This is a genomic window from Chryseobacterium defluvii, from assembly GCF_014204415.1.
Lineage (GTDB): Bacteria > Bacteroidota > Bacteroidia > Flavobacteriales > Weeksellaceae > Chryseobacterium > Chryseobacterium defluvii_A.
The window spans coordinates 1,761,301-1,773,829 of record NZ_JACHLE010000001.1; the positions used below are offsets into that span (position 1 = coordinate 1,761,301).

General features: G+C 35.4%; 12 protein-coding genes and 1 tRNA gene. 8 read left to right on the forward strand and 5 right to left on the reverse strand.

The features are described 5' to 3' along the window. Window positions 1–75 precede the first annotated feature (75 nt). Window positions 76–990, reverse strand: a complete 915-nt coding sequence (gene miaA, locus HNP38_RS08050; RefSeq protein WP_184187241.1) for a tRNA (adenosine(37)-N6)-dimethylallyltransferase MiaA — start codon at window positions 988–990, stop codon at window positions 76–78. Window positions 991–1,221: 231 nt separating this feature from the next. Here miaA and HNP38_RS08055 point away from each other — a divergent pair, with 231 nt between their 5' ends. The 7 genes from HNP38_RS08055 to HNP38_RS08085 all read left to right on the forward strand — a co-directional run bounded on the left by HNP38_RS08055 (window position 1,222) and on the right by HNP38_RS08085 (window position 6,493). Continuing rightward, the gene (locus HNP38_RS08055; RefSeq protein ID WP_184187246.1) at window positions 1,222–2,079 is read left to right on the forward strand and encodes a YicC family protein; all 858 of its coding nucleotides are present in this window, start codon (window positions 1,222–1,224) and stop codon (window positions 2,077–2,079) included. Between the two features lie 71 nt (window positions 2,080–2,150). Then, a complete protein-coding gene (gene gmk / locus HNP38_RS08060; protein ID WP_184187250.1) occupies window positions 2,151–2,714 on the forward strand; it encodes a guanylate kinase in 564 nt (187 codons plus the stop codon). Window positions 2,715–2,825: 111 nt separating this feature from the next. Beyond that, the gene (gene nadA, locus HNP38_RS08065; RefSeq protein WP_184187253.1) at window positions 2,826–3,845 is read left to right on the forward strand and encodes a quinolinate synthase NadA; all 1,020 of its coding nucleotides are present in this window, start codon (window positions 2,826–2,828) and stop codon (window positions 3,843–3,845) included. 225 nt (window positions 3,846–4,070) lie between these two features. Next, window positions 4,071–4,439, forward strand: coding sequence for a dihydroneopterin aldolase (folB, locus tag HNP38_RS08070; RefSeq protein WP_184187257.1), 369 nt, complete (start codon window positions 4,071–4,073; stop codon window positions 4,437–4,439). A 36-nt stretch (window positions 4,440–4,475) separates the two neighbouring features. Next, window positions 4,476–5,840, forward strand: coding sequence for a DUF4403 family protein (locus tag HNP38_RS08075; RefSeq protein WP_184187260.1), 1,365 nt, complete (start codon window positions 4,476–4,478; stop codon window positions 5,838–5,840). Window positions 5,841–5,862: 22 nt separating this feature from the next. Further along, window positions 5,863–6,372, forward strand: a complete 510-nt coding sequence (locus HNP38_RS08080; protein WP_184187264.1) for an RDD family protein — start codon at window positions 5,863–5,865, stop codon at window positions 6,370–6,372. Window positions 6,373–6,422: 50 nt separating this feature from the next. Beyond that, window positions 6,423–6,493: transfer RNA gene (locus HNP38_RS08085), tRNA-Cys, on the forward strand. Between the two features lie 470 nt (window positions 6,494–6,963). Here the strand turns inward: HNP38_RS08085 and HNP38_RS08090 are convergent. From HNP38_RS08090 to HNP38_RS08105, 4 genes are all read right to left on the reverse strand, one after another. After that, a complete protein-coding gene (locus tag HNP38_RS08090; protein WP_184187267.1) occupies window positions 6,964–7,296 on the reverse strand; it encodes a helix-turn-helix domain-containing protein in 333 nt (110 codons plus the stop codon). Next, complete coding sequence (locus tag HNP38_RS08095) at window positions 7,275–7,580, reverse strand: hypothetical protein (protein WP_317166712.1); 306 nt, start codon at window positions 7,578–7,580, stop codon at window positions 7,275–7,277. Before HNP38_RS08095 ends, HNP38_RS08090 begins: the two co-directional genes overlap by 22 nt. A 186-nt stretch (window positions 7,581–7,766) precedes the next feature. Then, the gene (locus HNP38_RS08100; RefSeq protein ID WP_184187274.1) at window positions 7,767–9,704 is read right to left on the reverse strand and encodes a hypothetical protein; all 1,938 of its coding nucleotides are present in this window, start codon (window positions 9,702–9,704) and stop codon (window positions 7,767–7,769) included. Further along, window positions 9,701–10,063 carry a hypothetical protein gene (locus HNP38_RS08105; protein WP_184187277.1) on the reverse strand — a complete coding sequence of 121 codons (363 nt, stop codon included), beginning with the start codon at window positions 10,061–10,063 and terminating at the stop codon, window positions 9,701–9,703. The genes HNP38_RS08100 and HNP38_RS08105 overlap by 4 nt, the downstream gene beginning before the upstream one ends. Before the next feature lie 351 nt (window positions 10,064–10,414). Here HNP38_RS08105 and HNP38_RS08110 point away from each other — a divergent pair, with 351 nt between their 5' ends. After that, window positions 10,415–12,193, forward strand: a complete 1,779-nt coding sequence (locus HNP38_RS08110; RefSeq protein WP_184187280.1) for a tetratricopeptide repeat protein — start codon at window positions 10,415–10,417, stop codon at window positions 12,191–12,193. Window positions 12,194–12,529 lie beyond the last annotated feature (336 nt).

Here is a 12,529-nt window from a genome sequence, read left to right on the forward strand (position 1 = left end):
TCTCGGGACTGCATTTTTATTTTGAACCGTTAAGAATATTGAAGTCATTAAGTTGTATTAAGAAAAATTGAAACTTTATTTTTGAAACTGTTCATAAATCCATTGGGTCAGATCGTCAAAATCTTTTTGAGAGTACCCTAACTGAAGATAGTGAATATTATCCGCCTTTCTGTACCAGGTCAGCTGACGTTTTGCATATCTCCGGCTGTTTTTCTTGATCTCTGAAATGGCAAAATCCAAATCCCATTCTCCGTCAAAATATTTAAATAATTCGGTATACCCTACCGTATTTAAAGCAGTCAGACCTTTAAATTCCTCCAGACTTTTTGCTTCTTCCAGCAATCCTTTTTCCATCATGACATCCACTCTCCTGTTGATCCTGTCATACAATTCCTCTCTCGGAGCTTCAATTCCGATCCTGATGACATTAAAATCCCGGGAGCCCTGGTCAACTGAGATCTGTTCAGAGTATTTCCTGTCGGTCTGCCAGATAATATCGATCGCCCTTAAAAGCCTTCTGTGATTATGGATGTCTACCACTGCATAGTATTCAGGATCAAGCATTTTCAGGATCTCCTGCAATTTCTCTATTCCGTCAGAATCTAATATATCCTGTAATTTTTCCTGATTTTCAGCATTCGCTTCCGGTAGCTCATTTAAACCTTCAATAACTGCTTTTTCATACATCATGCTTCCGCCCACAAGGATGACAGTGTCATGTTTTTCGAAAAGTTCATTGATCTTTTTTAATGCATCTTCTTCATATTGTCCTATAGAATAGTAGTCTTCCACAGAAAGATTTCCGATAAAATGATGCAGAATTGCCGCCAGTTCTTCTTCGGAAGGTGCCGCAGTACCTATTTTCATTTCTTTAAAAAACTGCCGGGAATCACAGGAAATAATTTCCGTACTGAAATATTTTGCCAGGTCAATTGCCAGTCTGGTTTTTCCAATTCCGGTGGGACCTATTACAGAAATCAAATTTTTCATCTGCCGCTTATACATTTTTCTTTTAATGATTATAATGTAATCATAAATCAACGACCGTGTTCTTCATACCATCCCATTTTTAAAACGAGTCCGATATGAAATTTATTTGTTGAGACTTTTTCGGCGCGGCAGCTTTGCCGCTGCACCGAAAAACCATTACAGTATTTTCCAGTTCATTACGATTTCACAGTGCTAATTTAAATGTTTATCTTTGTAAGACAATAAAAAACTATGATTTTATCAATGACCGGCTTCGGCAGAGCTGAAGGTGTTTTTGAAGGTAAAAAGATTTGTATTGATATTAAATCGCTGAACAGCAAAAGTTTTGATTTAAATATTAAAATCCCTTTACGCTACAAAGAAAAAGAATTTGAAATCAGAAAAATCCTTAACGACAGGATCATCCGTGGAAAGGTAGACTGCTACGTAAATTTAGAGAATCTTGAGGAAAGCAATGATGTAAAGATCAATAAAAGCCTGATTGATTCTTATATGAATGAGCTTCGCAGTATTGCTTCCGACGGACCCGACTTTGAATATCTCAAAATGGCGGTACGGCTTCCTGAGGCCGTAACCACAAGACCTGACGAGCTTACGGAAGGAGAATGGGAAAACCTGGCCGAAATTGTAAATACAGCCGTTGACCGATTTGAAGAATTCAGAAAAACAGAAGGTAAAATTCTGCATGAAGAACTGAACCGAAATATCCTGAATATTGAAAAGTATCTGGCTGCAGTAGCCCCTTTTGAAGAGGTAAGGATCCAAAGTGTAAAAGAACGTTATCAAAAGGCCCTGAAAGAGTTTGAAAATGTAGATGAAACCCGTTTCTACCAGGAAATGGCCTATTTCACGGAAAAGCTGGACGTTTCTGAAGAAAAGGTAAGACTTTCCCAGCATTTGAAATACTATAAAGAAGTGATGGATAATGAGGACTTCAACGGGAAAAAACTGGGTTTCATTTCTCAGGAGATCGGAAGGGAGATCAATACTTTAGGATCAAAAGCCAATCATGCCGAGATCCAGAAGCTGGTAGTGATGATGAAGGATGATCTGGAAAAAATTAAAGAACAAACACTTAACGTATTATAATAGTTGAAAGTTATTAGTTGACAGTTGAAAGAAAGAAAACTGACAACTATCAACCAACAACCAACAACTCTATGAATAAAGTTATCATATTCTCAGCACCGTCAGGAAGTGGGAAAACAACATTGGTAAAATACTCTCTGGAAAGATTCCCGGAACTTGAATTTTCCATTTCGTGTACGACGAGACAGCCGAGAGGGAATGAAGTGGATGCTGTAGATTATCACTTTTTAACGCCTGATCAATTCAGGCAGAAAATTGCAGAAGGTGCTTTTGTGGAATATGAAGAAGTATATACCGATAAATATTACGGAACTCTAAAATCCGAGGTCGAAAAAATATGGGCCCAGGGAAAAACAGTAATTTTTGATGTAGATGTAAAAGGCGGAATTTCCCTGAAAAAATATTTCGGGGAAAAAGCATTGTCTATTTTCATTGAACCGCCTTCCATTGAAGAATTGGAACGAAGATTGATTACAAGAAATACGGATGATTCAGATACTATAAAAACACGTGTTGCAAAAGCAGAAGAAGAAATGGCCTATGCCGGGGAATTTGATAAGATCGTGGTGAATACGGATCTGGATGACGCCAAGAAAGAAATAGAAAGTTTAATAAAAAATTTTATCGGGAATTAAGGTTGGGAAGATGGAAGTTAGAAAATGCACGACTCATGGAATCAGCATCAAAAATCTAATTTCTAGTCACGAACTTCTAATTACTAATAAATTAAAAAACATAAGTTTGATATGAGTACCGAAACATTAGAAAAAGCCAAATCCGCTATTCCGGTCAGAGGTTTTTTAGATATAAAAGATATTGCGATCCCACAGGGAGAAGAACTGGTAAAAGCGATCCTGGAGCTCAAAAAAGAAAAAAATGCCGTTATCTTAGCCCATTATTACCAGCCGGGAGAAATTCAGGATATTGCTGATTTCCTGGGAGATTCTTTACAACTGGCAAGACAGGCCAAAGAAACAGACGCGGATATGATCGTATTCTGCGGGGTACACTTCATGGCAGAAGCAGCTAAAATCCTGAATCCTTCAAAAAAAGTTGTTCTTCCCGATACAATGGCAGGATGTTCATTAGCTGACGGATGCAGCGGAGAAGGGCTTAGAAAAATGCGCGAACAGCACCCTAATGCTTTAGTAGCTACTTATATCAATTGCAATGCAGAAACGAAGGCTGAAAGCGACATTATCGTGACCAGCTCCAATGCCGAGACCATTATTGAAGCGCTACCCAAAGACAGGCCTATCATTTTTGCTCCGGATAAAAACTTGGGAAGATACCTGATGAAGAAAACCGGACGGGATATGATCCTTTGGGACGGAAGCTGCATTGTACATGAGGCATTCTCTATGGAAAGGATCGCTCAGCAAATGGCAGATAACCCTGATGCCAAGCTCATCGCACACCCTGAAAGTGAGGAGGCGGTTTTAAAACTGGCGCATTTCATAGGTTCCACTTCTGCCCTGTTGAACTATGTGGAAAAAGATGACTGCCAGAAATTCATTATTGCCACGGAAGAAGGAATTCTTCACGAAATGAAAAAACGGGCTCCGCATAAAGAACTGATCCCCGCATTGGTTTTTGATGAAAGCTGCAATTGCTCCGAATGCTTCTACATGAAACGCAATACCATGGAAAAAATGTATCTGTGTATGAAATATGAACTCCCCGAAATCCTTATTGACGAAGAACTTCGTTTAAAAGCATTGAAACCGATTGAGGCAATGCTGGAACTTTCAAAGAGTATAAAATAAATAAAAGCACTGTTAAAACAGTGCTTTTTAATTGTATTCATATTGATCTGGTTTATTACTTCTACTCTCTATAATCTTTTCAGATACCTTTTATTCATTGTATAAAACAAAGATAGGATACAAAAACCTTATAGTTAGCAGTATTTAATAGGTGTATAAGATTATTCAGCAAGTGTATAACGTATTGCTCATCTTTTGATTATTTTTGTTATATATATTATGGTCATGAGTAAAATTTATCTGGAAGATGTAAAAATATACGCTTATCATGGTGTTTTGCCTGAAGAGAACGTTATTGGTACTTATTATCTTGTGAATGTGGAGCTTCATACAGATCTGTGGAAGGCATCGGAATCTGATGACCTGAATGATACGATAAGCTATGCCGACATTAATGAAATTCTCCATCATGAAATGAAGATCATATCCAAATTATTGGAGCATGTCGCTGGCAGGATCATTTCCAGAATTCATGAGAAATTTCCCCGAATCGATTATATTAAAATCCGCATCACCAAAACAAGTCCGCCTATGCAGGGTGAGATGAAAGGAGCAAGTATCGAATTGGAAAAAGGTTTTAAACCGGAAAGTTAAAATATTCTTATTTTCGTTTCCTAAAAACATAAAGAATTGAAATTCATTAAAATATTATTTCTGTTAGCATTCATCAGTACTTTCGGGCAAAGTACGGTGAATGATCAATTGGCGGTTTATAATTTCCCCAAGATAAAATCCAGCATTACAATGCCGGTTACCATTCCGCTTTCTGAAATCGGAAATATGGTCAATTCTTCTGTAAAAGAGCTGATCTACCAGGATGATTCTTATACGGATAACAACAATGACCAGTTTAAAGTGAAAGTATGGAAAACCCGCCCGATACGGCTGGTAGGAGGTACCAATCAGAACCTTTTGATTGAAGTACCGTTAAAAATATGGGCGGAAAAAGGAGTAGGAACCCTCGGAGTATATTCGTATCAGGACACTACTTTTGAAACGGTGATGTATTTTAACTCTGCTTTAAGCTTTAAGAATAACTGGACAATCACGACACTCACCCAGCCCATGGGATTCAAATGGGTTACCAAACCCGTTCTGGATTATGGAAAAATAAAAATCCCCATCACTTCCATGGTTGAGAAAAGTTTAAAGGAGCAACAGGAAAAATTCTGCAAGACTATAGACCAGCAGATGGCAGCCCAGCTCAATTTTCAGCAATATGCCGTATTGGCATGGAACGCTTTTTCACAGCCCTTCCATATTTCTGAGGAATACAATACCTGGCTGAAAATAACGCCCGCCAATGTAAACATCACCCCTTTAAAATTCTATGGAAACCAGATCGACACTTCCATTGGCATTGATGTTTATTCTGAAACCTTTACCGGAAGAAAGCCGGAAGCATCCCAGCCGATAAAAATTGCGCCCAATTTTAATTTCATTCCAATCCTTGCTGATAAATTCCTTCTTCAGACTACAGCAAATATCCCTTTTACCGAAGCGACCCAGATTGCAAAAAACATGTTCCTGAATAAAGAATATGATATGAGAGGTTCTAAAGTAAAAGTTACGGACATAAAGGTATATGGTGTTGAAAACAAGATCATGATCGAAGCGGAAACCGAAGGCTATGTAAAAGGCCGGTCGTTTATTTCAGGGATCCCGGTGTATGACGAAACCAAAAAGAAAATTGTACTGTCCGATACCAAATTCAACCTGAAAACTTCAAATATTTTACAGAAAACAGCCACTCTCCTGTTCAAAGGCAAAATTGTAAAAATGATAGAGGAAGAATACGGGATACCTACCCAGGATCTGGAAAACACTTCTAAGAAAAGCATAGAGGAAGCGTTTAATAAAGAGTATTATAAAGGTTTAAAAATGAATGGCAGGGTTTTCAACTTAAAACCCACCCAAATCCTCTTAAATGAATCGGGCATTACAGCCGTTATTGATACCAATGCTACTTTAAAACTGGTCGTCAACGGATTTTAAACTAATTAAACCATAAAAACAAATGAGAAAAGTTTTGAAAATTGTAGAATATAATAAAAGCCCGATAAGTATAAGGTTTGCTAATTTGGTGATAGACAGGATTGTTGTTTTCACTTTATTTGTTTTGTTCGGGCTATTTTCTTCCCTTGCCTACCAATTCTTTAATATTGAGTTTTTTCTCAATATAGCTAATAAGCTTTCAGATATAAACAAAATTCAGGATCTGTTAATAACCTCATTTCTATATTTTCTTTATGTTTTTCTTATGGAATATTTTATCAAAGGAAGAACAATCGGTAAATATATAACTGGAACTAAAGTAATTAGTACCGATGGATCCCAACCGACCTTACTGGAATATTTTATCAGGAATATTTCAAGATTTGTTCCTTTTGATGCTCTTTCTTTTTTTGGAGAAAATGGATGGCATGATAACTGGAGTGATACAAGAGTTGTCAATATCAAGAATTATGAGTCTAAGAAACAGCTAAAAGAAGAAATAAACAGCCTTGGAACAAAAGAAATTGCTTAAAAAGCTTTGTTTGATTAATAAAAAATTTTATATTTGCACACTTCAAAAATGGTACTTTGGCCGAGCGGCTAGGCAGTGGTCTGCAACACCATCTACAGCGGTTCGAATCCGCTAGGTACCTCATTAAACCTCTGGCTATCTGATTATAGATTTTCGGAGGTTTTTTTATGCCAGGACTTCCTTAAATTTTAAACTGAATTTTAAGAAAACGGAGATTTCTGTTTTTTTGCTTCTCATACTCCTGCCAACGTTCAATCAACAAATAACCCCGGCAGTGCATGCTAAAATTAAGGATGAAAAATAGGTGCACACTTTCTGCCGGAGCATAATAACAAGATTTAAACTAATGGAATAATACATTTTGATGACTATATAATTTACTAAAGACTGCCTAAAAGATATATTAATTACCCATTACACACTGCTTACATTCTGTTTTTCAAAAATAAGCGAAACGCCTTTATACAGTTTATTGATCACGCATTGTAAAATAAATCTTTATGTTACTTCATGTTTAATTATCACAAGTAAATAATGTTTTTAAAAAAGTTTCATTTTATAAAGAATCTGTTTCAAAATATACAATAGGCATCAATTATAAAAAGATTCTTTCCATTTTGCTATGGTATTTCTGCTTAGTTTGAAATGGGCAGCCAGTTGTTTATTATTTAATTTATATATCTTCTGATAATCAAGGATCTGTAGAATAGCAGTCTTGTCATAAGCCCTGTGCTTTCTACTGAATATTTCACTTTCCTGATCTGATATGCCAAAAATTTTTTGATTCAGTCTTATAATATCCAGATTGGACATCTTCTTCTTTAAAAGACATCTGCATTCTTCAAATTTTTCGGGGTGATTTTTATGAAGGATTTCTGTATATATTTTTACGTAATCGGGCCTTATGCGTATTTTTCCAGCCATTTATATAATGTTGTTTTAGGAATTCCGTATTCTGCTATTACCTGTGATTTTGTTTTCTCACCTGTTCTGATCATAGCTAAAAGAAAATCGATTATTTCTTTAGTATAAATGTTTTTTCGAAACTGAGGCAGCTTTGAAACCGGCTTTTTAAAGCTCTTATAATTAGCGTTACCCGGTGGGGAATATAAAATCAAATGCTGGGAGTAAATCCTGAAAAAATCGTATTCCAGCAATTTACACCATTTTAAAAGACATTCGGTATCTAAACTTTTAGCTTTGTACATGTCTGATACCTTTTGCTCTGTACACTTGAAAAACTTACAGAGACGATCCAAATGTATTTTCTTTTCCCTTACTTTTATATCAATTAAAGCTCCTATGTGAATATCTAAAAAATTCATAACTTAAGACAGAATAAAGAAGCATAATGTCAATAATAATATTAACATTATGCTTTTAATTATTAATGATTAAGGCCAGTATGATTGTGGGTTCCTGTTTCCCTGGGACCAGCCTGAAGCACTGAAATCGACGCCTGAATCAAATATACCCGTAGGCTGAGTGGCATAAATACCATATAATATCAGATGTGGAGTTGTTTGTACATCATATTGCTGATTTGTTCCATCAACAGAATTCCAGATTAATCTGTACTTATACCAATAATTACCTATTTTCATATTCCATCCTACGTTACCCACTTCCGCATAGAAAGTCAGCCCATTTCGTCCTGCTCCATGGGCTCCACGGGTAGAGCTACCAGCACCGGGAGCGCCTGAGCTATTAAGGTATGGGTCCAATGATCCTAATCTTGCTCCGTTGGCCAGATTAGTCCCCGTATATGAATATTTACTGTTATCAGCCGTACTGTTTGCCGTGAATGTATAATTAGTAATGTTAGAACCTGAAATATTTTTAACAAATACGTACCACAGTGTCAAGTAATTAGCCCAGTTTCTCATATTAGCAAAATCAAGCTGTATTCTTCCATCGCTAGGCATTCTTGAAGCCATCAGACCTTCTGTTGCATATATGGATCCGTTTTTTGTCCAATAACCATTTGAAGAATTATCCCCGCTTGCCTGCATCTCCAGCCCTGATCCTGCAATCCAAAGCGGTTTAACATCTATTTCCACTGAACATAAGTTATTGTTCGTAATTGAATTTCTTATCACATAAGTTGCTGTCTGACCATTGGCCCCATTAGCTCCGTTTGATATTTCTTCTGATGAATTAGGAGTACTCCCCTCTGAGTTTATTCCAATGCCAACCAGCTTCGTTGCTGAATCAGCCGGCTGCAATTTAACTGAAATGGGTCCGGTTGTAGTAATCGGATTTCCTCCGTTATTAAAAGTGAACAACATTCCATTCTTATCTTCTGTGGTAATATTGATATAGCCGGGAGTACCGATAGTTAAATCCAAATTAATATAATTGCTGTCGGTTACTAATTGTTTAGTGGCATTATAAACCCCTGCAGGCGTTGCACCAGAGCAGCTATAAATAGCGTTCCCATATGGATGTAAAATGACAATATTACAGTTTGAGCTTGAATCTGTCAGTGGTAAATTCGTATCATTTGTGTTTGGGGTTCCACTATAGTTTATAGTTATACTTGTCGTAGAAGAGGTTGCACCAGTTATTCCTGCAAAAGTATAGGCAACACCATTAATGTTCTGATTAATGGCAGGAATGTTTCCTGTACCTGTAACTGTTACAGGTACCATAATGGTCCCCGAGCCACTAACACCGGCTGTCATACCCGGATTTACGGATGCTCCGGAACAATTATACTGATAACCGAATGTCTGTTGGGTAGTAACTGTATAGCTGCATGAAGAAGTTACACCATTGGCCTTTATAACAAAATTAACAGGTGAACTGTTTGGAGTGCCTCCTCCTGATAAAGTTACTGGTTGCAGGCCTGTTGCGGTAAAAGTACCTGTTGCTGCATAAACAATTCCGTTGTTATTTGTAATTTCTATATGGTAAGGACCGGTCTTTGTAACATTAACGTTAAAAATAATAGAACCTGAAGTATTTTGCCCTATGATATAGGTATTAGTATCTGCTGCCGGAAACTGTCCGCAATTAATTGTATAATCGGCCAAAGTTGAAGGATCACAAGAGCTTTGACATAATGACATCCATTTATTCTCTGTAATATTCCAGTAATTGTAACAATCTGTATCTGTATTATAGATTAGAAGACCATCTCTGTCTGCGTTAGTAGTTCCCGGCAAAATTGCATCTCTTTGGGCCTGTGACATCCTCGGCAGGAGAACACCCTTTGATGTTGAAACTACATCCAGAATTGATTTAGTATTTGGGCTGGACGTACCTATTCCAACTTGAGCAAAAAATAAACAGCTACACATGAATAAGCTGAAAAATAAAATCTTTCTCATCGTTTGTTTGTTTTTGTATTAAATTCTGACGATATATTCTCTTTTTTTGATCCCGAAGAATCATCTACCCCGCACATTTTTTTCCAGTTATTAGCCAATGCGCTGTAATAATTAAAACACTTTTCATCTACATTGTAGATTAATAACCCATTATCTTGTGCGGAAATGTTGATGGCATTTCTTTCAGAAGTGGTAAGCCTAGGAAATAAAACTCCGGCATTTTTAGAATGAACATCCAGTATGGCCTTCTCATCAGGTGAGGAATAAGAAATATCTTTGCTTATACCCACATTACCTCCCTGCTGAGAATGTGCCAGTCCAAATGACAGATAAAGGAAAATAATTAATTTTTTTTTCATCTCTATAGAATAATTTAAATTTGTTTGTATTTATTTCAGCCCAATGATTAGTTCATTAATCCTAGATACTTTCATTTAAAATCAGGTTGACAAACCTAGTGGAAAATTGAACATTTTATTGAATATTTTGGGTTACAAAAGGTAAACCGCAACACCGGCATGGTATACAAAAGGTAAACGGAATTTATTTAAAATACTGAATTTCAATTATTTATTTCCATCATTTATCATAATAAATATTTACCTGTCATATGAAAGTGTTTATAGTTTTATATTTGCCCTACCCATCCAGAATATATGGTTCGTTATTAATCCCGATATTTTTATACAAAATTGGTAAGCCTTAACTCTATGAAAAAAATTCTCTGTTTTTTTATTTTGCTGTTAGCCGCAAATAGACTTTTATCTCAAAGTGATTTTGATAGTTATCAACAGTTGATTTATACTTATTTGTATAATAAGGATAAAGAAAAAGCAAAAGAGATCATAAATACTCAATTTTTAAATTCAGATAAAGACTCTGAAAAAGTAATCGGATATATTTATCTGGCAGATTATTATTCTTTTTTCGATAATCAGGAAGATAAAAAAGTAGAAGCACTGGAAAATGCAAAAAAAATTGCAGTTTCAACTCAAAACCCTGTTGATATGGCCTATGTACAGTTTGGATATGCCCGATATTATCAGAATCTGGATAAAAATGATCTGTTTATAAAGGCTGTTAATTACAGCATTAATACATTCAGTAAATACCCGAATGAAAACTTTATTCTAACGCAGCTGTATTTTTTAAGATATAAGTATAAATCCAAAAATCCGATGGAACTGGATACCAGAGCAGATTGTTTTAAAGCAAATTACTATGCCCTGAAATCTAAAAACAATATTTTAATTAATTTCACCTACAGCAATCTGGGATACTACTATAAGACCCAGTTTAATAATACAAGCAATAAGAAATATTTAGACTCTGCTGATATCAGTTATCAAAATTCTTATAAGTATGCGGATATTATAAAAAACACCGAAGCTAAAAAAAGATCACTCATCGTATATTATCTCAACTATGGAAGTTTGCTAAATGCTTTGGTGCCGGGCAGCTACAAAAAATCCCTTGAACTCTATAACAGATCTTTATCTTTAATCGGAAATGATCAGAATTTCAGGGATATTACAATCTTAATATACAATAATATAGGATCGGCTTATGAAAATATAGATGATATTGGTTTAGCAGAAGAGTACTATAAAAAGGCTTATCAGTTATCAAAAGACGATCAAAGCACTTTTACACTCCACAGACTTGTTATTTTGAATAATTTATCTCGCATATATGAAGGCTTACATCAGTATGAAAGAGCCCTCAATTTTGAGAGAGAAGCGAAAAGCCTTATCAAAGAAGAGAGTGAAAAACGTTTTGCCAATAATACAAAATCTCTCGAAATCTTTTACCAGACTGAACAAAAAAACCAGCAAATAAAGCAATTAGAAGAAACAAATAAAATGTACACAAGGCAAAATTTCCTTTATCTGGGCATTGCACTGCTATTACTTATGGGAATCATATTTTTATTCTTTTTATTACGCTTTAAACAAAAATTAAATAAACAAAAAACGAACCTGCTTGAAGCAGAAAAAAACGAAACCCAACTTGTACTTCAGCTTGAAAAAGAAGAAAAGGTTCGTCTTAAAATAGAACAGGAACTTTTATCTATGCAGCAGGAACAACTGCAAAAACAGGCTTTGGCAACATCTCTCCGATTAAACCATAAAAACTCTTTTATTCAACAGCTAAAGGAGAAGGTAAAGGAAAAAAGAGATACAAACCTTGAGAAAATTCTAAAAGAGGAGCGGTTATCCGATAGTGATTTTAGCAACATGCAGGATATTATACAGAAAGTACATCCTATTTTTTTTAAACGTCTTAAAGAGCTGTCCAAAACAAAACTTACAAATCTGGATTTGAGATACGCCGCTTATATTTATCTGAATCTGGATAACCAGCAAATTTCAAATGCACTGAAAGCAGATCCTAAAACCGTTAAAGTCACAAAATACCGATTGAAACAAAAAATCGGTTTAAATAAAGAAGATGATTTGCAGAATTTTATTCAAAATATAGATTTATGAAAATATTTAGAACCTGTTTAAATTTTATTTCTGTATTTAATTTTTAGTATTATTTTTTACTTTTAAATTAAACAGGCAGTTTGCTATGCTGGAAGCTTCTCTATACTATGTAGATTCTTTCGGAATTACAAGCTGAATTCCAAGAATAATAAATTTAAACAGGCTCTTAGTGTTAAAAAAAATATTTCTCCAGAGCAGAGATATTCTCTGTTGTCTATGTATGTGGTAACTGCGTTACCAACTTATTTGTACTTTAGGCATTTTATCAATATTTATTATTAGAAAGCTATATCCTTAATTTCAGATATTTTTTACATTTTGGTGCCCTTTATACCA

What these genes read in the sequence shown, in the direction of transcription:
- HNP38_RS08100 (WP_184187274.1), bottom strand. Translation starts at nt 9,704, where the DNA reads ATGAGAAAGATTTTATTTTTCAGCTTATTCATGTGTAGCTGTTTATTT.
- HNP38_RS08110 (WP_184187280.1), top strand. Translation starts at nt 10,415, where the DNA reads ATGAAAAAAATTCTCTGTTTTTTTATTTTGCTGTTAGCCGCAAATAGA.
- HNP38_RS08105 (WP_184187277.1), bottom strand. Translation starts at nt 10,063, where the DNA reads ATGAAAAAAAAATTAATTATTTTCCTTTATCTGTCATTTGGACTGGCA.
- nadA (WP_184187253.1), top strand. Translation starts at nt 2,826, where the DNA reads ATGAGTACCGAAACATTAGAAAAAGCCAAATCCGCTATTCCGGTCAGA.
- gmk (WP_184187250.1), top strand. Translation starts at nt 2,151, where the DNA reads ATGAATAAAGTTATCATATTCTCAGCACCGTCAGGAAGTGGGAAAACA.
- HNP38_RS08095 (WP_317166712.1), bottom strand. Translation starts at nt 7,580, where the DNA reads ATGTACAAAGCTAAAAGTTTAGATACCGAATGTCTTTTAAAATGGTGT.
- folB (WP_184187257.1), top strand. Translation starts at nt 4,071, where the DNA reads ATGAGTAAAATTTATCTGGAAGATGTAAAAATATACGCTTATCATGGT.
- HNP38_RS08055 (WP_184187246.1), top strand. Translation starts at nt 1,222, where the DNA reads ATGATTTTATCAATGACCGGCTTCGGCAGAGCTGAAGGTGTTTTTGAA.
- HNP38_RS08090 (WP_184187267.1), bottom strand. Translation starts at nt 7,296, where the DNA reads ATGGCTGGAAAAATACGCATAAGGCCCGATTACGTAAAAATATATACA.
- miaA (WP_184187241.1), bottom strand. Translation starts at nt 990, where the DNA reads ATGAAAAATTTGATTTCTGTAATAGGTCCCACCGGAATTGGAAAAACC.
- HNP38_RS08080 (WP_184187264.1), top strand. Translation starts at nt 5,863, where the DNA reads ATGAGAAAAGTTTTGAAAATTGTAGAATATAATAAAAGCCCGATAAGT.